This is a genomic window from Chitinophaga agrisoli (genome assembly GCF_008386695.1).
GTDB lineage: Bacteria > Bacteroidota > Bacteroidia > Chitinophagales > Chitinophagaceae > Chitinophaga > Chitinophaga agrisoli.
In genome coordinates, this window is the sequence record NZ_VUOC01000003.1 from 263,960 (window position 1) to 287,508 (window position 23,549).

Sequence of the window (23,549 nt, forward strand, 5' to 3'; positions counted from 1 at the left end):
TTAATCGTCCGCTGCATTTTCATCTGCACATCTACACATCCGCATATCAGCACATCAATCAGGGTATATTATGATAAATAACATCCAGGATCCTCGTTAACTCCAGGTAATCCCTTTCTGTAAGATCCTTCCAGCCGGTCTTACGCATCTCCAGCACCAGGGGCCTTACATCCCGGTACTTCTCCATACCGGACGCGGTGAGCTGCAGAAATACCTTACGCCGGTCGCTAACGGCGCTCTCCCGTTGTACCAGCTCCTTTTTTACCATTAACTCTATTATACGGGATACAGTAGTGATGTCTTTAGAGGTAAGACGGGCCAGCTCGTTATGGGTGATCTTCTTATGCTTGTGCAGGTTTTCCAGTAGCAGCCACTGATCCACCGTGATATCTTTCTGATGGGCATCAAAATTCTTTTGCCAGTAGTTACGGATCTTTTTAAGGGTAGCATCCAGCTTGAAAAAAGATGGATTGCTGACATAAGTATCAGGCATATTTTGTAATTTGCAGTAGCAATAGTTGTAGTAGCAACTATTATTTATCTGGAATAGCTCACACCAAAACAATTTTACGTGTTTAAAGATAATACAAGCGTTCCAACTTTAAAAACCACCATTACAGGACAGGAACGCCCCGCCAACAAGGATGCATTATTATTGAAAGCGTACCGGTTCATGTGTTTAGCCCGCCAGATGGCCGCCACTTACGACGCTAACCGGAACATATGCAAATACGTACACTCCACTTCCGCCGGCCATGAGGCCATCCAGATTGCCGCCGGTCTTCAATTACAGCCATGGGATTACGTAAGCCCGTATTACCGGGATGACAGCCTGATGCTGGCCATGGGCTTTAGCCCGGAAGAGCTGATGCTGCAGTTACTGGCCAAGGCGGATGATCCGTTTTCTGCCGGCCGCTCCTATTACTGCCATCCCAGCAGCCGGCGCGATGACCGGCCACAGATCCCGCATCAAAGCAGCGCCACCGGTATGCAGGTGATCCCTTCTACTGGTATGGGGCAGGGGATCCGCTACCTGGAGACCAGTGAGCCCGGCCTGTTAAACAAAGGGCCGGAAGGCGAGCTGCCGGTAGTGTTATGCTCCCTGGGCGATGGCAGTGTAACGGAAGGGGAAGTAAGCGAGGCATGGCAATGCGCCGTGTTATGGCAGCTGCCGGTTATTTACCTGGTACAGGATAACGACTGGGGCATCTCTGCCACTGGTGCAGAAACCCGGGCCATGGACGCTTACGAGTATGCCGCCGGTTTTAAAGGAATGGAACGTATGCGGGTGGATGGCAGTGATTTTGAGAAAAGTTACCAGGCCATGCAGGCAGCCATCCATTTTGTGCGTACGGAAAGGAAACCCATCCTGGTACAGGCCCATGTACCTTTGCTGGGTCATCATACCTCCGGCGTGCGTAAGGAGTGGTACCGGACAGAAGAAGACCTGGCCGCCCATTCCCGGCGGGACCCGCTGCCGGCCTTACGGCAGCTGCTGCTGGATAAAGGCGTACGCGAGACCACCATTACAGCCATAGAGACGGAAACCAAACTGAGCGTGGCAGCCGCATTTGAGATAGCCACAGATGCGCCGGCGCCAGATCCGCAAACAGTACGGGACCATGTATTTGCCCCCGCAGCCGTAACGGAAGAAAAAGGACAGCGCAGCCCGGCCAATGGCAGCAAGGTAGTAATGGTAGATGCCGCGTTGCATGCCGTAGAAGAGATCTTACAGCAATACCCGGAAGCCATCTTTTACGGGCAGGATGTGGGCCGCCGCCTGGGCGGCGTATTCCGCGAAGCGGCTACCCTGGCGGAGAAGTTTGGCGATCACCGCGTTTATAACACTGCTATACAGGAAGCTTATATCATAGGCGCTACAGCCGGTCTTTCTGCCGTAGGCGTAAAACCCATAGTAGAAGTACAGTTTGCAGATTATATCTATCCAGGTTTTAACCAGCTGGTAACGGAGATCTCCAAATCCTGCTACCTGAGCGCCGGCAAATACCCGGTACAGACCCTGATCCGTGTGCCGATAGGCGCTTACGGCGGCGGTGGCCCTTATCACTCCGGCAGCGTAGAAAGCACGCTGCTTACCATTAAGGGCATTAAAGTGGTATACCCTTCCAACGGGGCCGATATGAAAGGTTTGATGAAAGCCGCTTTCCTGGATCCCAACCCGGTTGTGATGCTGGAACATAAAGGGCTGTACTGGAGCAAAGTGCCAGGCACCCAGGAGGCCATGACCATAGAACCGGATAAGGACTATGTATTGCCACTGGGCAAGGGCAGGGTGGTGCAGCATGCCCATCCCAAAGATGTACAGCTGGGCAACAGCCTTTGTATCATTACCTATGGTATGGGCGTTTACTGGGCGCTGGCAGCCGCTAAGGCATTCCCCGGCAATGTGGAGATCATAGACCTGCGCACGTTGTACCCGCTGGATGAGGCCCTGGTATTTGAAACGGTGAGCCGGCACGGCAAGTGCCTGGTACTAACGGAAGAGCAGTTGAATAACTCCTTTGCACAAGCCCTGGCGGCGCGTATACAGCAGCAGTGCTTCCGTAAGCTCGATGCCCCCGTATATACGATGGGCGCCCTGGACCTGCCGGCTGTACCCATTAACCTGGCGCTGGAAAGCGCTATGCTGCCTACGCCGGAAAAGGTGGAAGCAGCTATCCGGGATATACTGGCGTATTGATTGTATATGAGGGGGAAGAATGTAGCTGTCCTGCAGCTGCCTTGTATACTGACAGTGTGATCCTTTACCATCCATGATGGCCGTTAGAAAGATGACAACTTCAATGAGCGAATAATTAACCAAAAAACTTTGCCATGAAATTTGTTGTATTACTGGGCCGCATCCTGTTTTCACTGATCTTCTTGAACACCCTGATCGGGCATTTTTCCCCGCAAATGACAGGGTATGCGGCTTCCCAGGGAGTGCCTGCTCCCTCGTTCCTGGTGCCGTTTTCCGGCATTATTGCCTTTATAGGCTCGCTTAGCATTATGTTTGGCTATAAGGCCCGGCTGGGCGCCTGGCTGATCGTTATTTTCCTGATACCGGTGTCTTTCTGGATGCATGCCTTCTGGAACATGAGCGATCCAATGCAGGCGCAGATGAATATGGCCATGTTCATGAAGAATATGTCTATGCTGGGCGGCGCATTGATCATTGCTTATTTTGGCGCAGGGCCATTGAGTGTGGATGAGAATCTGGCAAGGAAGCGGTAACCTGCATTATGATTTGCCTTGCTTACTGAACTTTTCCCGCTGCGCCAGGTACAATCCACCAATCACCAGGGCGGTGCCGGCAAAGGTATACGCCGTAATAGGCTCGTTCAATAACAGGAAGGAGTATATGAACCCGAAAATAGGGCACAGGAAGATCCAGAAAGAAGCTTTTACAGCGTCCAGTTTTACCAGGTAGAACCAAAGCTGCAAAGCAATGGTGGATACTGGTATGATCAGCCAGAACACCGCCCCCCAGAATACGAGGGTAAAATGAGAGTGTTTAAAATCAGCCGCCAGCAGGGTAAACGGCAATAACAGCAACCCACCCAGCAATACCTGCCACCCATTGATCACGATATTGGGCAGTTGCCATTCCACACGGCTATAATACACTGTGGCAACAGATACGGATACCATACCACTGAGCAGGATGGCTAAACCGCCTAAGGTAGCATGACTATCCTGCAGTAAAGGATAGGTAGCCAGGCCAACGCCCACCAGGCCCAATATCACCCCGGTAATTTCATACCAGCGTAGTTTTCTTTTTAACCACACCGCGGAAATAAGCATAATAAACAAGGGGCTGGTAGCCGTAGAGAGGCTGCCAATGCCGGCAGACACCTGTTTCATAGACAACACAAAACAGCCCAGGTAGATAGTAGTATTTAACAAGGAAAAGATAAGCAGGTGCCGCCACTCAGCGCCTTTAGGCACACGGTATTGTTTATCCCTCCGGAGCACATAGGCATAACCCAGCATAAGGCTGCCGGCCAGCACGAAGCGTATATTAGCCAGTAACAGGGGATCCGTAGTATGTATGCCGAATTTAGTGGCTACCGCAGCAGACGCCCATAATGCTGCAAAAAGTAACCCGGCAAATAGTTGACGCATAAGGGGCGTTAAATTACGAATTATCAGTTACGAATTGGGTGTTCCCTGGTTATTGAAAGCAGACTGCCCACAAGTGGCAGCGTGGCGAAGCGTTGCCGCTATGCAGATTGCAGGGATGTTGGAGCCACCCATAGCCCCGGACCAGCGCTCCGTGATTATATCAGCCAGTTTCTGATAGTAACCGCGCATAACCAGCTCATAATGATCACTACCAGCCATCCGGCTACCTGCATCCATAAGGGATGCTTATATGCACCGGTAAGCCGTTTGCGGCTGCTGGCAATCAATATCACGGCCAGGGCTACCGGTAGTATAAGGCCATTGAGCGCGCCCGCCATAATAAGCAGGCGTACCGGCTCTCCTACTACTATAAAGACGGCAGTGGAAAAAACAATAACGAAGGAGATAAACCAACGCTCCTGTTTTGCTATAAAAGGATGGAATGTTTTCAGAAAGGAAACAGAGGTATAAGCTGCGCCTACTACAGAAGTGATAGCTGCGCTCCACATGACCATCCCAAAGAAACGGTAACCTATCTCGCCGGCGGCAAAACGGAATACGGCAGCCGGCGGGTTGCCGCTATCCAGCACCGCGCCTTGTGTAACTACCCCTAACGCCGCCAGGAATAACAGCACGCGCATAATACCTGTAATGATAATACCGCTTACCGCGCTTTTATTTACTTCCCTGATGTTACCGGGCCCGCTAATGCCCGCATCCAACAGGCGGTGTGCGCCTGCAAAGCTGATATACCCGCCCACGGTGCCGCCTACCAGCGTTACGATCGTTTTGGTATCAATAACAGCAGGCCATATACTTTGTTGCAGGGCGGATACTACCGGCGGATGGGAGCTGATGGCCACATACATGGTAAGCAGCACCATCAGGATACCCAGCCAGCGCGCAAAATGATCCAGTGCCTTACCGGCTTCCTTAAGCCAGAAGATAAAGAGGGCAATACCGCAGCTCAGTAGTGCGCCATATATGGTGTCCATTCCGCTTAGCGCCTGGATGCCCAGGCCGCAGCCGGCAATATTACCAATGTTAAATGCCAGGCCGCCAAGCACCACCAGCGCGGCCAGCATATAACCCAGGCCAGGCGCCAGCGCATTGGCCAGGTCCTGGGCGTGGTATTCCGTCACGGTAAGAACACGCCAGATATTAAGCTGCGCGCCTATATCCAGCAGCACGGATACCAGTATCACAAAGCCAAAGGAGGCAGTGAGCTGTTGCGTGAAAACGGTGGTTTGCGTTAAGAATCCCGGACCAATGGCGGAAGTGGCCATCAGGAAAGCAGCGCCCAGCAGGGCGGAGGATCGTTGTTTGTTCAAGGGCGCCGGATAGTTAAATGGTGATGTTGTAAAGCGGTATGTACCGCACGGGCAAAAGCAACAGCATGCGCGCCATCGCCATGAATGCAGATAGTGCCGGCCGTAATAGGTATCATACGGCCGTTTACGGTAGTGACCTGTTGCCGGGTCACCATCTGCAGCACTTGTTGTATTGCCTGTGCTTCATTGTCTATTAATGCATGTTGATGGCTGCGGGGAGTAAGGGCGCCATCGTCCTGGTAGGTCCTGTCTGCAAACACTTCGCTGGCGGTGGTCAATCCTGCTTCCTGACCGGCCTCCAGCAGCCGGCTGTTGCTAAGCCCAAACAGGCACAGGCTTTTATCTACATCGGCAATGGCTTTAGCAATTACGCGGGCCATAGGCAGGTCTTTGGCAGCCATATTGTATAAAGCGCCATGCGGTTTTACATGCCGCAGGGGCGTTTGCAGGGAACGGCATACCTCCTGCAGCGTGTGCAGCTGGCGGGTCACCAGGTCGTACAGGGCATTATCTTCCAGGTGCTGTTCCGTTCTGCCAAAATTTTGTTTATCTGCAAAACCGGGGTGGGCGCCTATAGCTACCTGGTGTTGTACGGCCAGGGTAGCGGTATAACGCATGGTATCCATATCACCGGCATGATAACCGCAGGCAATATTGGCGCTGCTGATATAGGGCATGATGGCGGCGTCGGTATCCAGGCCTTCGCCCATATCACAGTTCAGATCAATGTAAGCCATAATGAGAGAGCCATTCTTCTAACCGTAATTTACAGGCATTTTGCAGAAAGAGCAAACGTTGTTCCTGCTGCCATAACTCATCTTCCGCGGCTTCCTGGGATAGGATGCTGAAGCGCAGGTCATCACGGGGCCTCAGCTGGGATAGCGCGGGCTGGTCTGCCGTGATCACATGGGCTACCCGGGGATAACCGCCGGTGGTCTGGTGGTCTGCCATCAGGATGATGAGCTGCCCGTTGGGCAGTAATTGTATGGTACCGCGGGTAACGCCGGCAGAAAGCGGCTCCTGGTGTTCTGTTCTTTTCAGATGGGGGCCCGCCAGGCGGAAGCCCATACGATCGCTTTGCGGGGCAATAGAGAAGGCGCTGCCGGTAAGCAGCTGTTGCGAATGGCTGTCCAGCGTAGCAAAGGCGCTGCCGGTGGTGATGCGCAGCCTGTCAGCGGGGCCGTATAAACCATACATATCCGCCGTCCAGGGTAATTCATCCAGTTCTTGCTTTTTCAGTATTACGTTGTAGGGAACGGACTGGCGGAAAGGCAATACATCATTCTTGTGTAAGGACCGGCCCATAAAACCGCCGGCATTGGCTTTGAGGTTGGTGCTATTGCTGCCTAACCAGGGCGTTAATGCCAGGCCATGACGGATAGCCAGGTAGCAGCAGGCGCCACTTACCGGCCGGGTAAAGCGCAATACGGCCTGCCGGGACACCAGCAGGGGCTTGTTTATGGGCACGGGCTGGTCATTTATCATAGGCCCAAGATCGGCCCCGGAAATAGCGATCATGGCATAGTCCTCAAACAGGAAGGCGGTTGCCGGAAAATGCAGCTCCAGCACAGCTTCTGTAAGTTCGTTGCCCACCAGGCTATTGGCTACGCTCAGGGCTACACGGTCCATTACCCCGCCGGGGTTAATGCCCAGGTGCTGATAGCCAGGCCGTCCTGCATCCTGCACGGTATCCAGCAGGCCGGGTTGTAAAACACGTAGCATATGATCAGGAATTGTTGGAAGTGGTCATGCTGTCCGCAATTATATGTCTAATTTTCAATTGTACCGCTGCGTGATTGATACTGTCCGCATTAACAGGTTTTATATATCATTAAAAACGGGTGGCAATATATACTTGTTGTCCTGGGATCAGTTATTGATCATTTTATTAAAGGCATCCAGGGTGATGGCTTTAAACTTTACCTGGTCTCCCGGCCGGCAATAGCTGGGATCTTCTTGCGAGGGATCGAACATCCGCAAGGGCGTTTGCCCGATCAGGTTCCATCCGCCCGGAGATGCCATGGGATAAATGCCGGTCTGTTCCCCGGCAATACCCACGCTGCCGGCGGGTACCTGGGTTCTTGGCTGTTTTAACCGGGGTGTGGCCAGCAGCCCATCTACCTTACCCAGGTAGGGGAAGCCCGGTAAAAAGCCCAACATGTATACCGTATAGGTCTGTGAGGTATGTAAGGCAATGATCTCCTGCTCCGTAATGCCTTTTTGCCGGGCCATCTCTGTAATGTCCAGCCCAAGGGAGGCATGATAACAGACCGGTATCTCCAGGCTGCGGGCAGGTTCCATGACAACATCTGCGCCATGCTGCAGGGCTTTGATCACTTCGCCGGTGATCCATGCGCGGGCAGGGCGTTTTACCCGGCTGCGGATGAGCAGCGGATCATATAATACAGAAAGGGAGGCGTAAGCGGGCACCAGGTCTGTAATATAGGGGAGTGATAGTGCCTGTAAACGGTGATAGGCTTGCATTACCTGCGCATTCACAGCGGGGTTTATCTGTTGTTCCCATTCAATGATGATGGCGCTATCGCCCAGCGGAGTAATACTAAAATGATTATTCATATCCCTGCAGGGAAAGATACGGAATCTTTCGCCAGGAGGACTTCATTCAGTGCGGGCTTTTTAGCCCTGGCAGGTTTTTTCTTCTTTTTGCGGTTCAGCCATACGCAAAAGCCGGTAACGGGCAGGGTAGTAGCGGTCAGGGCAGCTATCAGCGCAATGATCTTGGTAGGCCAGCCTAACAGGCTGCCGGTGTGGATGGGGTAGACCAGGCGGCGTGCTTTAAAGCCCCGGCTCTCGTTTTCATACAGGCGGGTTTTTACCAGCGCGCCGGTGCCGGGCTGGAAGTACATAAAACTAATAGTATTGTCAATGGCGGCATCCTTGTTCTTGCGGTTAACGGTGATGGCCTCTCCCTTTTTTTCCGCAAAACGGATCTTGATGGGGCCGTGGTAGGTAAGGGCGCTATCGGTGCTGGCCAGGATCCGGTCCAGGTAAGCGGTATGTTTGGCTTTTGCCGGTTCTACTTTGGGAGCGGTTATTTTTTTATATGGTTTGCCATCCAGCGTAAGGTAGATGAGGTTGTTCACCCATTCATAGCTCCAGGTAAGGCCCATCAGGGCAATTACAAAGATCACGATATGTACATAAAAACCCAGTACCGCATGCAGATCCCAGTTAAGCCTTTTCCAGGAGGCATTCCATTTTACGCGTATGCGCTGTTTGCGGGTATTACGCTTGGGCCACCAGAGCACCAGCCCTGTTATTACCAGTATCAGAAAAATGGTGCAGGAAATGCTGGTGATCACTTTACCCACCTTGCCCATACACAGGTAGCGGTGCAGCTGCAGTACCACATAGAAAAAGCGGCGCTGTTCATTTACCGCTTTTATGACCTGGCCGGTATATTGGTTCACGGCCACGGCCAGTATATCATCCTTTCCTTTGTCTACCAGTACGATAAGGCTGCGGTTAGCCTCCTGCTCTATATTGATCTCCCGCAGTTTATAACCGGGGTACCGGTCTTTTACTACACCGGCCAGTACATCCATGGATAGGGCTTTTTCGCCTTCAGGTGCCTGCACATAGTAGAAAGAGGGGTGAAGCATAGGCTCCAGCTCGTCCTCAAATACCAGCAGACTACCGGTGGCAGCTACTATCAGCACTACCAGTCCGGAGGCGATCCCCAACCATAGATGTAACCAGTCGATGATCTTTTTCACTGAAATATTTTAAGTGCGTTCGTTATCATTAAAAAGTATACGAAATGGTGGTCTGCCAGTTACGGGGAGCACCGGGGAAGAGGCGGAGGTAATCATACCCGCCCACCCAATATGTTTTGTTGGCCAGGTTGTTCAGGTTGAACTGGATCTGTACCCTGTTTACTTTATAATACAAGGCCGCGTTGAACAGTACAAAACCAGGGATGGTCACGCTGGGATCCAGGCTCAGGTTCCTGCGGGTCACAAAGTTGCCGCCTGCGCCTATGCCAAATCCACTGAGGGGACCAGCAGGAATTGTGTATTTAGTCCAAAGGCTACCCTGTTGTTTGGGCGCATTGGGCTTTTGTTTGCCCAGCCATGCGGAGTCTGCTTTACCTACATCCTGGAGTTGTGCGTCATTGTAAGCATAGGTAACGATCACATCCCAATGAGGAGCGATCTGACCGGTTACATCCAGTTCCACGCCGCGGGCCCGCTCTTTACCTATCTGCACATACGCGCCCAGGTAATCGCTTTTGGAATCCTGGTACAGGGTACCTGTCTGGTGGATCTGGTATACCGCCAGGTTTGCAGTAAGCCTGCCACCCAGCCATTCTGTTTTAAGACCGCCTTCTACCAGGTTGCTTTCTATAGGCGCAAAGGGGCCACCGGCCAGGGGATCAGACTGTATAGCCGGATCCTGTGGGTTGTAGCCCTGGGTGTATACGCCGTAAACATTGATATGATTGTTAACGCTATATACCAGACCTACACGGGGCAGGAATTTATGCTGCCTTACAATGTGCTGGCTATCCGTTTGATAGGCGGCTTTATCCGTGTACACTTCATAACGTACGCCCAGTAATACCTGTAAAGCGCCCAGTTTGATCTGGTCCTGTGCGTACACGCCGCTTAACCCGCCAAACACCGGTTGCGTAGCGCTGTTGATAACGCCGGTAGCAAAAATGTACTTGGTCATGTCTTCCAGGTTGTTGTTCCTTTTGATCAGGTCGTAGGAAGGCACGTTAGGTTTGGGGATACGGATAATAGAGTCCTTACCGGCGGCGCCCTGGAGCGGTTTGCCGTTTTTATCTGTTACCGTGTAGTTCATCATCACATAGTCGCCGGGCTTATTCTTGTTATAAGCGCCGGTAGTACCGTCTTTTTTCAGGTAACCGCTGGCGGTTGACTGATCAGATCCTTTTGGCAGGGTGCTTTGCGCATAGTCATAGCCCAGCAGCAGTTTGTGCTCCAGTTTGCCGGTATGCGCCTCGTAGGTGAAATAAGCGGATACGTTATCGCTGAATTGTTTGGACTGACGGATAAAGGCCTGTCTGCCTACCAGGGAGTTGATGGTATTGCCCAGGGAGTCTACCGCATAAGCATTAGCGCTGCGGTTCTCTACCAGGTCCTGCAGGTAACCGGTACGCAGGTAAGAGAGGTTGAAAGCCAGTTTGCTGGTGAACTGGTGGGTGAGGGAGGCCATAACGGTATAGTTCTCTTCATCCAGGTGATCGTTCACCGCGTTCAACGCCTGTGAAATGGGCGTGGTGTACAGCGCTTCTTCGGTCTTACCGGCGAATACAGACTGTCCACGGTCCAGGCGGCTGTTGGATTTATTATACACCGCATCAAAGTTCAACCTGGTTTTAGGCGTAGGCAGGAACGAGATGGAAGGCGCTATTACAATGTTTTTGTCGAACTGCAGCACCCGGAAAGACTGCGCATTCTCGTAACCGATGTTGAGGCGGTACAGGATGGTCTTGTCTTTGTTGAGCGGGCCGGTAAAATCTGCCAGCGCGCGGGTGGTATTAAAGCTACCCACGGTAAAGCTCAGTGATTTGCGGTCTTCTTCCAGGGGCTTTTTAGTAACCCTGTTAACGGTACCGCCGGGGGAGGCATTGCCAAACAAGGCAGAGGCGGGGCCTTTGATCACTTCCACCCTTTCGAGGTAGTTAACCATAGGCTGTTTCCAGAAGCCGGTAAAGGTACGCATACCGTTCAGCAGCTGTGTGGTGCTGCCACCGTTGATACGGAAACCGCGGATGGTGAGGTCATCATAGAAGGTGAACTGGTTCACGCCGCTAAAGTTCTTCACTACATCGCCTACGCGTACGGCAGACTGGTCCTGCATGAGCTCTTTGGTCACGTAGGAGATGGCCTGTGGCACGTCTTTAAGGGCGGTAGCTGTTTTGCTGCCTATGAAGGACGCCGTGTTTTTATACCCGGATTCCTTACGGCCGGTGATCTCCACGGTCTGCAGCTGTTCTGTAGAGGGGACCATTACGATGTCTATTACACGGGATTCGCCCTGTGCCAGGGTAATGGTCTTTTGATCGGCTTCGAAGCCGGTATGGGAAAAGCGGACGGTATATTTTCCGGCCGGTAGGTCTGTAAAGCTGAATTCCCCGTTGGAATCAGTGGCGGCGCTGCGCTGCTTGTTGATCAGCGTTACGCTTACTTTCTCTAAAGGACTGCTGTTCAGGTCTTTCACTGTTCCTTTGATGCTGTTCTGTGCTAATGCATTGAATGACAGTAAGATGAATAATGCTGTCAAAATGCTCCGGTTAGTAGAAATTGGCATGTTCAACTGTTGCGCTTGTGTTTTTGCGTGTGTTTTGCGAGCGCAAAGAAACACCGGGATATTAGTTTGTTAGTACGCCAATCGGGAAATCGATTTACGCAAAAGGGAAAATTACAGGAGTGGCGGTGGGGGCTGCGGGCAGGCATTATGCAAACTATTGATTTACAGTGATTTACTTCCGCAAGTGGATCATTTGACGTTAGCTACAGATAGACAACACGTAGTTAAGCGCTAACTGACCAGTAGTTAACTGGTAGATAACCCGTATCTATAAAGGGACGGCTTATATACGGGTTATATACGGGTCAGATACGGGTTATATACCGGTTATCTATAAGTGGGTCTAGTCCTGAAATAAGTTTACAGAGACCTCCCGAAATGGATCTAACGCTCCCAAAAAATAAAAAAGCCGGAACAGGAATATTCCGGCTTATTGCCTAAACCTACAACTGTTACACTGTTGTAACAGCAATTATTTATTGATAAAAAAGTAGAATATTATCGTTTTGGAGTCGAAGAAGCGGCAAAAAAATTTAGGATTTCTTTATCCCATTCATCAATATAGAAACCAGGAAATCCATTTTTTCGCCAATCTCATCCATTTTCTTGTCCATGATCAGTGCTGCTTCTACGCCGCGTTGGGCATTGGCCAGTAAAAAGGCCAGGATGTCCAGTTCCTGCTGATCATAGTTGGGAAATTCGCCGGTGATAACCCCGTATTGGAGAATGCTTTTCAGTATTTCGACCTCAGTACAGTCATAATTCTTACGGATGCCCATTTCCAGTTCACTGCAATTGCGTACCTCTGTAGCCACCACCTGGTAGAGGGTGGTCATCCGCCTTATTTCCCGCATTTTGCTGCGGGTAAAGGCTTCCAGCTTCTTTACGGCACTATCTTCCTTACTCACGGCCTCCTGGATATTGCGGAAAATAGCATTCTTTTCCTTCCGGATCACCGCATCAAAGATCTCTTCTTTATTCTTGTAATAGTAATACAGCGTGCTTTTTCCCTTACCTACCGCCTTGGCAATGTCTTCCATGGTAGTTTTCTGTAGCCCATAGTGCCGGAAAAGCTTCGCCGCTTCATCCAGTATATCGGATTTGATCACCTCGTCTTTCGCCAGTGTTGTCATTGTAGGTTTAAAAGTCGTTCTGCTCAAAACTAGCTAGAAAAAATGATAAGCCCCAATTTTTGACAGACTTTCAGACTGAAAATCTTTAACGGTCGAAAAATTTATACCTGAAAGATAAGAAATATTTGTTGAAACAAATATTACCCCTTACCTTTGCTAACGCTGTTAGGTTTTCTAATAGCCGATAGGAAAAAAAGAATATTTGCAAGTGTGACGGGTGTGTTGACGGAAGAGGTTGGAAGGGAACCGCGGAGGGGAACTGGACGAGCCAACTGGACAGTAGGGAGATTGGAAAGGATAAAGGAAGGATGGTGCAGAAGAGGAGAGAAGAATGGATAAATGTGACGCAGGAAGGCCAAAAGGGCGGGTGAAGGATGAGAAGGCAGGAGCGATGGATGAGAGCGGGATGGCGACAGAGATGGAGCAGAGGATGATGGAAGAATGGAAATGTGACACAGGAAGGCTATGAGGGCGGATGAAGGATGAAAAGACCGGAGGAATGGATGAGAGTGGGAATAGTGAAAGTGATGGTGCAGAAGATGATAGAAGAATGGAAATGTGACACAGGAAGGCCAAAAGGGCGGGTGAAGGATGAGAAGGCAGGAAAAATGGATGAGAGCGGGATGGAAGAATGGATAAAAGCACGGATTGTGAAGAAGATGGCACCGGAGGGATGAAAGAACGGCTGAAAAGTGAACTGATAGTGGAAATGACACATTGGATGTAGAACGGAATTGTCAAACAGAACAGTGAACACGCCGGGCGGCACATCGGCCACATTTGCACATATGATCAATTAGAAAGATGGGTATTACAGAGCGTAAACAACGGCAAAAGGAAGAGGTAAGGGCTTCCATCCTGGAAGCTGCCTGGAAACTCGTGAATGAGGAAGGCTGGCAGGCCCTGTCTATCCGGAAGATAGCAGACGCCATTGAATACAGCGTGCCCGTGGTTTATGATCATTTTGAGAATAAAGACGCTATCATAGCGGAATTCAATAAAAAAGGATTCCAGCTACTGCGGGACCAGCTGGTTACTTACCGGCAACGGTACCAGGAGCCGGAACAGCAACTGGAAGCGGTAGGCGCCGGGTACTGGGATTTTGCCTTCCAGCATAGGGAGTATTACCGGCTGATGTTCAGCCTGGGGGTACCTACCTGCGAGAGCGCCCGTAAGATACCGGAGGTAGAGGACTGTATGCACGTGATCCAGTGCGCTATAGATGAGGTCATTCACCGCTGCGGTTATCCGGGTATAGACCATTTCCTGAAGTTCCAGGCCTTCCTGTCCATGATACACGGACTGGTGTCCATTAACATGATAGGGCCGGCCAATAAGGAAGATTTCAACAAACTCATCCTGCAGGACCTGATCTCAGGTTTTATCAAAGGATGTAAAGCATGAACCTTTTATTCATTAAAAACAATAAATAATCAACAATCAAACAAACAAACAATGAAAAAGACCGCCTTACTCTTTGCAGTATGCACTATCTTATCGGTAGCGGGTTTTGCACAATCAACCTGGACTGCTGACCCTAACCACTCTAAATTAGGTTTTACCGTTACGCACATGATGATCTCTGACGTAGATGGTATCTTCAGCTCCTTTAAATCTACCATCACCAGCGCTAAAGACGACTTTTCTGATGCTGTAGTAGAACTGACTGCTGACGCGAACAGCGTGAACACTGACAACGAAAAAAGGGATGCCCACCTGAAATCTGAAGATTTCTTTGACGCGGCTAAATTCAGCACCCTGACCTTTAAAAGCAAGTCTTTCAAGAAAGTAGGCGAGAAAAAGTACAAAGTGACCGGTGATCTGACCCTGCATGGCGTTACCAAAACCGTAACCCTGGATGCTACTTTAAGGGGTATCACAGAGAACCCGATGAGCAAGAAACCTACTGCTGGCTTCAAAGTTACCGGTACTATCAAACGTTCTGATTTCGCCTTTGGTTCCAAATTCCCCAGCGGTATGCTGAGCGACGAGGTAACCATCACTGCGAACACAGAATTCGTAAAAGGTTAATACGGCCGCATGGCTTTTCCATTAAGATCTACGATGAACGAATTACACGATTGTATTATAGCAATTTGTGTAATTCGTTTTTAATTTGCAGCTTTGTTAGCTTTTGTCTCTGGAAACGATAGGATATTTTTCCATTCGAGGAAAGATTAATATATATGTGATGATCGGGAGCACAGTTAAAATAATTATAAAAATATTTAACCTATTGAAAGTGAATCACATCCCTATGCTAAACCAAGACCAGCTTCAAAATTTTTTGTTAAGAAATGTTTAAGAATTGTATTTTTGGACATTAAAAGTTTTTGAGTCGAATGATTTAAAGGCTTTTATGGCAAGCAAAAGCAAATTACGCGTACGATTTTCACAGCTCAAGCATATTAATTAATGTACAAGAGGCTACCTGTAAAAGAGGCAGTTATTGCCAAGGAAAAAGGTATATACCCATATTTTAGGCCTATATCATCTGCTCAAGACACTGAGGTGATCATTGATGGGAAAAAGGTGCTGATGTTTGGTTCCAATTCGTATCTGGGGCTTACAAACCACCCCAAGATCAAGGAAGCGTCCAAAAAAGCGATTGATACCTATGGCACCGGCTGCGCCGGCTCGAGGTTCCTCAATGGCACCCTGGACCTTCATATTGAACTGGAAGAGCGGTTGGCCCGGTATGTGGGTAAGGAAAAGGCGATCCTGTTCAGCACCGGCTTCCAGGCTAACCTGGGTGGCTTGTCCTGTTTAACCGGCCGTAACGACTACCTGATCCTCGACGAGTATGACCATGCCTCCATCCTGGACGGCAGCCGTTTATCCTATTCAAAGGTGATCAAGTACCGCCATAACAATATGGAGGACCTGGAAGCCAAACTGAAGGGCTTACCCCCGGAAGTGAACAAACTGATCGTGGTGGATGGGGTGTTCAGCATGGAAGGCGATCTGGCCCGTTTGCCGGAGATCGTAGCCCTGGCAGAGCAGTATAACACCGGTATTATGGTGGATGACGCGCATGGCCTGGGTGTGGTAGGCGAAAAAGGCGCCGGTACGGCATCACACTTTGGTTTGAATGACAAGGTGGATGTGATCATGGGTACCTTCAGCAAGTCATTTGCTTCACTGGGAGGTTTCCTGGCCAGCGATGCGGATACCATCGAGTACCTGAAACACAGCGCCCGTTCCCTGATCTTCAGCGCCAGCATGACGCCTGCTTCCGTAGCCAGCGTAACTGCCGCCCTGGATATCATCGAAACAGAGCCGGAGCATATAGAAAAGCTCTGGGCCAATACCAACTATGCCAAAGAACTACTCACAGAAGAAGGCTTCGAATTAGGGCCTACCGCTTCTCCCATTATACCGGTGTATGTAAGGGACCAGGAAAAGACCTTTATGATGGCGCGCCTGCTCCAGGATAACGGCTTATTCGTAAACCCCGTTGTGGCCCCTGCAGTTCCTGCAGACGCTACCATGCTCCGTTTCTCCTTAATGGCCACCCATACATTTGAACAGATAGACCAGGCGGTTGAGAAAATGCAACGCGCGTTTAAGAAACTGAACGTTTTAACCGTAAAAGAAAAGATATGATGGACGCATCGCCGGTGCAGCAGCGTAAGCAGCAATCTGGAGCAGCCGTGAGCATAGAGCCCGTTCAATCCAAGAAACAACTGGGGCAATTCATAGATTTTCCCCATGATCTATATAAAGATGATCCCAACTATGTACCGGAGCTGTTCATTGCGCAGCGCGATCTGCTAACACCCGGCAAGCATCCTTTCCATGACCATTCTACCCTGCAGCTTTTCCTGGCATGGCGGGATAATAAGATCGTGGGCAGGATAGCCGCTATCCACAACAAGAATCATAATGTATTCAATAATGCGAATGACGGGTTCTTTGGCTTCTTTGAAAGCATCAACGATCAGTCTGTAGCAGACGCCCTGTTCCAGACAGCCGAAAAATGGTTAAAGGAAAAAGGGCTGCAAACGATGATAGGCCCTGTGAATTTCTCTACCAATGAGCCCTGCGCCCTGCTGGTAGATGGTTTTGACATGCCGCCGGTAGCCATGATGACTTACAATCCCCGGTATTATATTGACCTGTTAGGCGCCTGGGGATTGCAGAAAAAAGTGGATACGTATGCATTCCGGATCAAGGATGAGAATGTAAATGACAAGCCGCAACGGATGGTGCAGCTGCTGAAGGAGCGTCTGGCGCAGCGGAACATCACCATCCGGAAAATAAACATGAAGGACTTCAAGGCGGAAGCCGAGCGGGTTCGTGGTGTATATAATGCCGCCTGGGATAAGAACATGGGCTTTGTGCCCATGAACGATAAGGAGTTTGACTACATGGCCAATGACCTGAAGCTGGTGGTGGACCCCGATTTTGTGCTGCTGGCAGAGCATGAGGGTAAGGTAATAGGTATTACCATCTGTATACCGGATGTGAACCAGATCCTGATCAACGTAAAAAGAGGCAGGTTATTCCCTACGGGGCTTTTGAAGCTGTTGCTGGGAAAAAGTAAGATCAAAGTGCTGCGCATAGCCGTTTTGGGTGTGCTGGAAGAATACCGTAAACTGGGTATCGAAGGTGTTTTCTATGGCATGATCATGGAAAAAGGCCGTGAGAAAGGTTACCGGTGGGCGGAAGCCAGCTGGATACTGGAGCACAATGATATGATGAACAAGCCCATAGAGCATATGAACGGAGAGCGTTATAAGACGTACCGTATATACGAAAAGGCGATTTGAAGGTAGGGTATCCGTTTATCAGGAGTTATACCTTCAAACAAATACATAAAAGTGAGACGAAAAGTTCTTATTACAGGCGCCAGTGGGTTTGTTGGGTTTCATTTGATCGAGGCAGCATTACAGGCGGGATTGGAAGTACATGCAGCCGTAAGGGCATCCAGCCGCGTTGATCATTTGCAGGGATATGAGGTGCAATATGTTTCCCCTGATTTTAACAGCGAAGCTTCCATAAGGGAAGTGCTGAATGATAAGCAGTATGATTATGTGATACACGCAGCCGGTATCACCAAAGCATTCTCCGATGAGGAATACAACGCGGTGAATGCAGGGTATACCAAACACCTGGCAGAGGCTATACGTAATGCGGCCAAACCGGTGAGTAAGTTCGTGTTTATCAGCAGCCTGGCAGTATTGGGGCCCATTGCATATGATGCGCAGGCCCCGCTCCTGGAAGATAATGAGCCGCGGCCTGTTACGGCGTACGGAAGGAGTAAACTGCTGGCAGAACAGTATTTACAGCAGATGGAGGGACTTCCCTTGATCATTTTACGTCCCACTGCTGTGTATGGCCCCCGGGATAAGGACATATTCATTATGTTCAAACTGATCAGCCGGGGTCTGGAACCGTATATAGGAAGCCAGCGGCAACGCTTCAGCTTCATCTATGTGAAAGACCTGGCAAAGGCCACCATTAGTGCACTTACATCGCCCGGCACAGGCACCTACAACTTGTCAGATGGAAATGTGTACGACCGTTACGCTTTAGCAGACATTTCAAAAAAGCTGCTTGGCAAACGCACCTTAAAGTTCCACGTACCGTATGGTATTGTGCAGGTGATAGCGGGAGTACTCGAAAAAATGCCTTCCAGTGGGAAGAAAGCGCCAGCGCTCAACAGGGAAAAACTGAATGAGCTCACGGCGCCAAACTGGCATTGCAGCATTGAGAAAAGCCGGGCAGACCTGCAGTTTGTACCGGACTATGACCTGGAGAAGGGGTTGGCAGAAACGATGCAATGGTATAAGGACCATAAATGGTTATAGGATGAAAATGTTTAATCAAGAAGGTTAAATAATTGAGATGAAACCCCGGTACATCACCTGCCGCCGTTAAAAAGGGAGGGACAGCCGGGAATTAAAACAAAAAACTGATATGGCGAAGAAACAACAAGTTCAGGATGCGAAAGGAAAGCTGGGTATATTGATTCCAGGCTTAGGTGCGGTAGCCACAACGGTAATAGCCGGCGTGGAGGCAGTTAAGAAAGGGCTTTCCCAACCCATTGGTTCCCTTACCCAAACAGGCAGCATACGCCTGGGCAAAAGAACAGAAAACAGGACTCCCAAGATCAAAGATTTTGTTCCCCTGGCTCATTTAAATGATATCGTATTTGGCGGCTGGGACGTTTATGAAGATAACGTGTACGAAGCGGCCGTTAAAGCCGGCGTACTGGATACCCACTTGCTGAAGGCCATACAGCCGGAGCTGGAAGCCCTGGTACCCATGAAGGCTGCTTTTGACAAGAATTTTGTAAAGAACCTCGATGGCACCCACGTAAAGGAGTACGATACCAAGTACAACCTGGCACTGGCTGTAATGGAGGATATCAAGAATTTTCAGGCCAAAAATAACTGTGACCGTGTAGTACTGGTATGGTGCGGCTCTACGGAGATCTTCCATGAAGCGGCAGACATCCATGAAACACTGGAAAAGTTTGAACAGGCGCTGAAGGCTAATGACAGCCGTATAGCGCCCAGCATGATCTACGCGTATGCCGCCCTGAAGCTGGGTGTGCCTTTCTGTAACGGCGCGCCTAACCTCACCTGCGACATTCCGGCCCTGGTACAGCTGTCTAAAGAGACCAACACGCCTATTGGTGGTAAGGACTTCAAGACCGGCCAGACCCTGATGAAGACGATTCTGGCACCCGGTTTGCATGCAAGGGCGCTTGGCGTACAGGGATGGTTCTCTACCAACATCCTGGGCAACCGCGATGGCTGGGTACTGGATGATCCTGATAACTTTAAAACAAAAGAGGTGTCCAAACTAGGGGTACTGGAGGATATTTTCCGTCCTGACTTAAACCCTGAGCTGTATGGCGACCTATACCATAAGATCCGTATCAACTATTATCCTCCCCGTGGAGATAATAAGGAAAGCTGGGATAACATTGACATCTTTGGCTGGCTGGGTTATCCCATGCAGATCAAGATCAATTTCCTGTGCCGCGATTCTATCCTGGCAGCGCCTATTGTACTGGATCTGGCCTTATTCATCGACCTGGCTAAAAGGGCCAGCATGTCTGGTGTACAGGAATGGTTGTCATTCTACTTCAAATCGCCGCAAACTGCGCCTGGTTTGAGGCCTGAACATGATATCTTCAAACAGTTGATAAAACTGGAAAATACCTTACGTCATATGATGGGCGAAGACCTGATCACGCATCTTGGCCTGGATTATTACGAGGATATTGCAGCTGACGCATGAAAAAGTTCCATCAGCTGATCTCCACCAGCCTGGGGATAGGGTATATAGGCAAAGGAGCGGGAACCGTAGCCGCATTGGTAACGGCCGTTTGCTGGTATATACTCCAGGCTGGGGAGATCCCCAATTTTACAATGCAGTGGACAGTGACTGTACTGATAGTAGCAGTAGGTGTTTGGAGCGCAAACCATGTAGAGGCAGACTGGGGTAAAGACCACCAGCGGGTGGTGATAGACGAGGTAGCCGGAATGTGCATCAGCCTGCTAATGGTACCCCTAAGCATACCTTATGTGGCGGCAGGGTTGGTCCTGTTCCGTTTTTTCGATATTACCAAAATCTTGTATATCAGAAAAGCAGAGCGTTTACCCGGTGGGTGGGGCGTAATGTTGGACGATGTGATAGCGGGTGTATATGCCAACCTGCTGTTACAGGTGATATGCAGGTCTAAACTGTTTTAAATAAAATGGCGACCTTTATAAAAGCGCAGGCCGCGTCTTTGGCAGCCACTTGTTTCGACTTTTTGACCACAATCGTTTTGGTGAATGTTTTTGGATGGTGGTACTTGGCGGGTAGTATAACGGGAACCATTGCCGGCGGCATACTCAACTTTATGATAGGCCGGCTGTGGGCTTTTAATGCAGCCGACAGGAAAATAGAATGGCAGTTTATTAAGTACGTGCTGGTTTGGACCGGCAACCTCCTGCTGAATGCGGCAGGAGTTTTTCTGATCACGCAATACATAGGACAGAGCTATGTGATCTCAAAAGTAGTGACAGCTGTTGTGGTGGGCATAGGGTATAATTATGTATTGCAAAAGAAATTTGTATTCAGATGAAGATTAGTAAGGACCATAGCTTGGAAAAGATAAGCCTGGTGCTGATGTTTTTGTTAACCGTTTGCTCGTTGAGGATGTACGCGCAAACCACCACTGTAAGAGGAACCGTCGTAGACGCAAAACAAAAGACGGCTATGCCGTTCGTGAACGTGTTTATACCGGGTACCAACATTGGTACATCAACGGACATGAACGGTAAATTCAGCCTGCAGTTTAACGGCAGGTACGACAGTTTACATGTAGCCAACCTGGGCTACCGCACCTTTAGAGTAAAGCTGAACATTGGCGCAGAACAAACGCTGAATGTACGGCTGGAAACTACATCCCGTATGTTAGGGGAAGTAGTGGTAAAAAGCGGCAAACGCGAACGTTACCGTAATAAAGATAACCCGGCGGTAGAGCTTATCCGCCTGGTGATAGACAACAGGGACAAGAATCGTATTGAACATTATGACTACAGCCAGTTTAACCAGTATGAAAAGCTGTCGTTCTCATTAAGTAATGTTTCCGAAAAATTTAAGAACGGCCGGCTGGTGCGTAAGTACCAGTTTATGTTTGACAACCAGGACACCACCAAGGTAGAGGGCAAATCATTGCTGCCTATTTACCTGGAGGAGAAAGTCGCAGACGTATACTACCGCCGTGACCCGGAGAAAAAGAAAGAGTTTGTAAAGGGGGATAAGAAGGTAAGCTTTGAAGATTATATCGATAACCAGGGTATGAGCGCTTATCTGAACCATATTTACCAGGACTTCAACATTTATGACAACAACCTGATGTTGTTCACTAACCAGTTCCTGAGCCCTATCGCCAACGCAGCGCCTACTTTCTATAAATACTTCATCACAGACACGATTACCACCGAATCCGGCGATAAGCTGATCGAAATGGAATTTGTGCCCCGGAACCAGACAGACCTGCTGCTGCAGGGTAAGCTGTATGTGACCCTGGATGGGCACTATGCCATTCAGCGGGCGGATATGACCGGTAATAAACGCACCAATATTAACTGGATCCGTGATTTCCGCGTACTGCAGGAGTTCCAGAAAACGGCGGATAACCGCTGGTATACCAGTAAAAGTACGCTGATGGCGGACATGGGTATGTTTGCCAACGGCAAAGGCGGTATTTACGGGGAGCGTACAGTATCTGTAAAGGATTTTGTGATCAACAAGGCCATGCCGGATGATTTTTACAAAGGCGCCACTGAGGTAACGCCGGATAGCGCTACTACAGTTACCGAAGGGTTCTGGCAGCAAAACCGTCATGATACCCTGTCTAACGCAGAATCCAAGGTATACGCCAATATTGACAGCCTGCAGCATATGAAGTCCTTCCGGCGTACCATGGATATTGCCACCTTGCTGCTGGCGGGTTATAAAAGCTTTGGCCCCATAGAGGTAGGACCGGTGAACACTTTTTACAGCTTTAACCCGGTAGAGGGTTTCCGTCTTCGCCTGGGTGGCCGTACCACGCCTAAATTCAACAAGAGCATTTACCTGGAGTCCTATGCCGCTTATGGCTTCAAGGACGAAAAGTGGAAATACTATTTTGGCGGCACTTATTCCTTTACCCACCGTTCCATATGGGAGTTCCCGGTAAGGTCGTTATCCGCCAACTATCAGCGGGATATGAAGATCCCTGGTCAGGAACTGCAGTTTATCCAGGAAGATAACTTCCTGCTGTCATTCAAACGGGGCAATAACGATAAGTGGCTGTACAACGATATTTATAATGTCACCTATCTCCATGAGCTCCGGAACCATACCTCTTTTAGGGTAGGGTTCAAGAACTGGGCGCAAACTCCGGCGGGCAGCCTGGCGTATATCAAAGGTTCGTTTGCATCAGACAGTGTGCAAAAGGTCACTACCACGGAGTTCTCCGGCGAGTTCAGGTGGGCGCCCCATGAGCAGTTCTACCAGGGAAAACAATTTCGTGTTCCTATTCCCAATAAATACCCGATTTTTACGCTCCGGGCGATCTTTGGGGTGAAAGGCCTTTTCAATAGCCAGTATAACTATCAGAACATCAGCCTGAACATGTATAAGCTGATCTATCTTTCGCCCATTGGCTACAGTGAGGTGGTGATAGAAGGAGGTTATACCTTTGGTAAAGTACCGTTCCCGCTGCTGACGGTTCACCATGCTAACCAGACCTATGCTTACCAGCTGGAGTCGTATAACATGATGAACTTCCTGGAGTTCGTGAGCGATCACTATATAAGCTTAAATATAGACCATCACTTTAATGGGTTTATCTTTAATAAAATACCGTTGCTGAAGCGTTTGAAGCTGCGCGAGGTGGCTGCTGCCAAATTCCTGTACGGCGGCGTCCGTGCGGAGAACAGGCCGGAAAACGACCCTACGCTCTTCAAATTCCCGGTGGACAAATACGGTATGCCTACTACCTTTAGCCTGGATGAAAAGCCGTATGTTGAAGGCAGCGTAGGTATTGCGAACATTTTTAAGCTGGTGCGTGTAGACCTGGTAAGGAGGTTTACGTACCTCGACCACCCGGATGTTCCCAAATGGGGTATCAGAACGCGGGTAAGGTTGGATTTCTAAATTTGTACCG

21 protein-coding genes are annotated in these 23,549 nt (G+C 49.7%); 12 read left to right on the plus strand and 9 right to left on the minus strand.

The window, feature by feature from the left end:
• Positions 1-58: 58 nt before the first annotated feature.
• Positions 59-493: a MarR family winged helix-turn-helix transcriptional regulator gene (locus tag F0L74_RS16335; RefSeq protein WP_149838980.1), complete on the minus strand. Its 435-nt coding sequence runs from the start codon at positions 491-493 to the stop codon at positions 59-61.
• A 78-nt stretch (positions 494-571) separates the two neighbouring features.
• Here F0L74_RS16335 and F0L74_RS16340 point away from each other — a divergent pair, with 78 nt between their 5' ends.
• Both F0L74_RS16340 and F0L74_RS16345 read left to right on the plus strand, forming a co-directional pair.
• Positions 572-2,701 carry an alpha-ketoacid dehydrogenase subunit alpha/beta gene (locus F0L74_RS16340; RefSeq protein ID WP_246197739.1) on the plus strand — a complete coding sequence of 710 codons (2,130 nt, stop codon included), beginning with the start codon at positions 572-574 and terminating at the stop codon, positions 2,699-2,701.
• 134 nt (positions 2,702-2,835) lie between these two features.
• Positions 2,836-3,234 carry a DoxX family protein gene (locus F0L74_RS16345; protein WP_149838981.1) on the plus strand — a complete coding sequence of 133 codons (399 nt, stop codon included), beginning with the start codon at positions 2,836-2,838 and terminating at the stop codon, positions 3,232-3,234.
• 6 nt (positions 3,235-3,240) lie between these two features.
• Here the strand turns inward: F0L74_RS16345 and F0L74_RS16350 are convergent, their stop codons facing one another.
• The 8 genes from F0L74_RS16350 to F0L74_RS16385 form a co-directional block, all read right to left on the minus strand.
• On the minus strand, positions 3,241-4,125 hold the full coding sequence (locus tag F0L74_RS16350; RefSeq protein WP_149838982.1) for a DMT family transporter: 885 nt from the start codon (positions 4,123-4,125) through the stop codon (positions 3,241-3,243).
• A 155-nt stretch (positions 4,126-4,280) separates the two neighbouring features.
• A complete protein-coding gene (locus F0L74_RS16355; RefSeq protein WP_246197740.1) occupies positions 4,281-5,456 on the minus strand; it encodes an NRAMP family divalent metal transporter in 1,176 nt (391 codons plus the stop codon).
• Positions 5,453-6,193: a 5-oxoprolinase subunit PxpA gene (locus F0L74_RS16360; RefSeq protein ID WP_149838983.1), complete on the minus strand. Its 741-nt coding sequence runs from the start codon at positions 6,191-6,193 to the stop codon at positions 5,453-5,455. The genes F0L74_RS16355 and F0L74_RS16360 overlap by 4 nt, the downstream gene beginning before the upstream one ends.
• Positions 6,180-7,178: a 5-oxoprolinase subunit C family protein gene (locus tag F0L74_RS16365; protein WP_149838984.1), complete on the minus strand. Its 999-nt coding sequence runs from the start codon at positions 7,176-7,178 to the stop codon at positions 6,180-6,182. The genes F0L74_RS16360 and F0L74_RS16365 overlap by 14 nt, the downstream gene beginning before the upstream one ends.
• A 147-nt stretch (positions 7,179-7,325) precedes the next feature.
• A complete protein-coding gene (gene pxpB / locus F0L74_RS16370; RefSeq protein WP_149838985.1) occupies positions 7,326-8,033 on the minus strand; it encodes a 5-oxoprolinase subunit PxpB in 708 nt (235 codons plus the stop codon).
• Positions 8,030-9,193 (minus strand): PepSY-associated TM helix domain-containing protein, encoded by a 1,164-nt coding sequence (locus F0L74_RS16375; RefSeq protein ID WP_149838986.1) that lies wholly within the window; start codon positions 9,191-9,193, stop codon positions 8,030-8,032. The genes pxpB and F0L74_RS16375 overlap by 4 nt, the downstream gene beginning before the upstream one ends.
• Positions 9,194-9,221: 28 nt before the next feature.
• Complete coding sequence (locus F0L74_RS16380) at positions 9,222-11,729, minus strand: TonB-dependent receptor (protein WP_246197741.1); 2,508 nt, start codon at positions 11,727-11,729, stop codon at positions 9,222-9,224.
• 560 nt (positions 11,730-12,289) lie between these two features.
• Positions 12,290-12,889, minus strand: a complete 600-nt coding sequence (locus tag F0L74_RS16385; protein ID WP_149838988.1) for a TetR/AcrR family transcriptional regulator — start codon at positions 12,887-12,889, stop codon at positions 12,290-12,292.
• Between the two features lie 482 nt (positions 12,890-13,371).
• On the opposite strand from F0L74_RS16385, the gene F0L74_RS16390 reads away from it, so the two are divergent.
• The 10 genes from F0L74_RS16390 to F0L74_RS16435 all read left to right on the plus strand — a co-directional run bounded on the left by F0L74_RS16390 (position 13,372) and on the right by F0L74_RS16435 (position 23,539).
• Positions 13,372-13,566: a hypothetical protein gene (locus tag F0L74_RS16390; RefSeq protein ID WP_149838989.1), complete on the plus strand. Its 195-nt coding sequence runs from the start codon at positions 13,372-13,374 to the stop codon at positions 13,564-13,566.
• Between the two features lie 127 nt (positions 13,567-13,693).
• Complete coding sequence (locus tag F0L74_RS16395) at positions 13,694-14,293, plus strand: TetR/AcrR family transcriptional regulator (RefSeq protein WP_149838990.1); 600 nt, start codon at positions 13,694-13,696, stop codon at positions 14,291-14,293.
• Between the two features lie 51 nt (positions 14,294-14,344).
• Positions 14,345-14,920: a YceI family protein gene (locus F0L74_RS16400; RefSeq protein WP_149838991.1), complete on the plus strand. Its 576-nt coding sequence runs from the start codon at positions 14,345-14,347 to the stop codon at positions 14,918-14,920.
• Between the two features lie 384 nt (positions 14,921-15,304).
• Positions 15,305-16,495: a serine palmitoyltransferase gene (gene spt / locus F0L74_RS16405; RefSeq protein ID WP_149838992.1), complete on the plus strand. Its 1,191-nt coding sequence runs from the start codon at positions 15,305-15,307 to the stop codon at positions 16,493-16,495.
• Positions 16,492-17,661, plus strand: a complete 1,170-nt coding sequence (locus tag F0L74_RS16410) for a GNAT family N-acetyltransferase (RefSeq protein WP_213086998.1) — start codon at positions 16,492-16,494, stop codon at positions 17,659-17,661. The genes spt and F0L74_RS16410 overlap by 4 nt, the downstream gene beginning before the upstream one ends.
• A 51-nt stretch (positions 17,662-17,712) precedes the next feature.
• Complete coding sequence (locus F0L74_RS16415; RefSeq protein ID WP_149838993.1) at positions 17,713-18,702, plus strand: NAD-dependent epimerase/dehydratase family protein; 990 nt, start codon at positions 17,713-17,715, stop codon at positions 18,700-18,702.
• A 109-nt stretch (positions 18,703-18,811) separates the two neighbouring features.
• Positions 18,812-20,143 (plus strand): inositol-3-phosphate synthase, encoded by a 1,332-nt coding sequence (locus F0L74_RS16420; RefSeq protein WP_149838994.1) that lies wholly within the window; start codon positions 18,812-18,814, stop codon positions 20,141-20,143.
• On the plus strand, positions 20,140-20,598 hold the full coding sequence (locus tag F0L74_RS16425; protein ID WP_149838995.1) for a phosphatidylglycerophosphatase A family protein: 459 nt from the start codon (positions 20,140-20,142) through the stop codon (positions 20,596-20,598). Before F0L74_RS16420 ends, F0L74_RS16425 begins: the two co-directional genes overlap by 4 nt.
• A gap of 5 nt (positions 20,599-20,603) precedes the next feature.
• Complete coding sequence (locus F0L74_RS16430; RefSeq protein ID WP_149838996.1) at positions 20,604-20,975, plus strand: GtrA family protein; 372 nt, start codon at positions 20,604-20,606, stop codon at positions 20,973-20,975.
• The gene (locus F0L74_RS16435) at positions 20,972-23,539 is read left to right on the plus strand and encodes a DUF5686 and carboxypeptidase-like regulatory domain-containing protein (RefSeq protein WP_149838997.1); all 2,568 of its coding nucleotides are present in this window, start codon (positions 20,972-20,974) and stop codon (positions 23,537-23,539) included. Before F0L74_RS16430 ends, F0L74_RS16435 begins: the two co-directional genes overlap by 4 nt.
• The last annotated feature ends 10 nt before the right edge of the window (positions 23,540-23,549 follow it).

What these genes read in the sequence shown, in the direction of transcription:
- F0L74_RS16335 (WP_149838980.1), bottom strand. Translation starts at nt 493, where the DNA reads ATGCCTGATACTTATGTCAGCAATCCATCTTTTTTCAAGCTGGATGCT.
- F0L74_RS16345 (WP_149838981.1), top strand. Translation starts at nt 2,836, where the DNA reads ATGAAATTTGTTGTATTACTGGGCCGCATCCTGTTTTCACTGATCTTC.
- F0L74_RS16350 (WP_149838982.1), bottom strand. Translation starts at nt 4,125, where the DNA reads ATGCGTCAACTATTTGCCGGGTTACTTTTTGCAGCATTATGGGCGTCT.
- F0L74_RS16360 (WP_149838983.1), bottom strand. Translation starts at nt 6,193, where the DNA reads ATGGCTTACATTGATCTGAACTGTGATATGGGCGAAGGCCTGGATACC.
- F0L74_RS16365 (WP_149838984.1), bottom strand. Translation starts at nt 7,178, where the DNA reads ATGCTACGTGTTTTACAACCCGGCCTGCTGGATACCGTGCAGGATGCA.
- pxpB (WP_149838985.1), bottom strand. Translation starts at nt 8,033, where the DNA reads ATGAATAATCATTTTAGTATTACTCCGCTGGGCGATAGCGCCATCATC.
- F0L74_RS16385 (WP_149838988.1), bottom strand. Translation starts at nt 12,889, where the DNA reads ATGACAACACTGGCGAAAGACGAGGTGATCAAATCCGATATACTGGAT.
- F0L74_RS16390 (WP_149838989.1), top strand. Translation starts at nt 13,372, where the DNA reads ATGAAAAGACCGGAGGAATGGATGAGAGTGGGAATAGTGAAAGTGATG.
- F0L74_RS16395 (WP_149838990.1), top strand. Translation starts at nt 13,694, where the DNA reads ATGGGTATTACAGAGCGTAAACAACGGCAAAAGGAAGAGGTAAGGGCT.
- F0L74_RS16400 (WP_149838991.1), top strand. Translation starts at nt 14,345, where the DNA reads ATGAAAAAGACCGCCTTACTCTTTGCAGTATGCACTATCTTATCGGTA.
- spt (WP_149838992.1), top strand. Translation starts at nt 15,305, where the DNA reads ATGTACAAGAGGCTACCTGTAAAAGAGGCAGTTATTGCCAAGGAAAAA.
- F0L74_RS16410 (WP_213086998.1), top strand. Translation starts at nt 16,492, where the DNA reads ATGATGGACGCATCGCCGGTGCAGCAGCGTAAGCAGCAATCTGGAGCA.
- F0L74_RS16420 (WP_149838994.1), top strand. Translation starts at nt 18,812, where the DNA reads ATGGCGAAGAAACAACAAGTTCAGGATGCGAAAGGAAAGCTGGGTATA.
- F0L74_RS16425 (WP_149838995.1), top strand. Translation starts at nt 20,140, where the DNA reads ATGAAAAAGTTCCATCAGCTGATCTCCACCAGCCTGGGGATAGGGTAT.
- F0L74_RS16430 (WP_149838996.1), top strand. Translation starts at nt 20,604, where the DNA reads ATGGCGACCTTTATAAAAGCGCAGGCCGCGTCTTTGGCAGCCACTTGT.
- F0L74_RS16435 (WP_149838997.1), top strand. Translation starts at nt 20,972, where the DNA reads ATGAAGATTAGTAAGGACCATAGCTTGGAAAAGATAAGCCTGGTGCTG.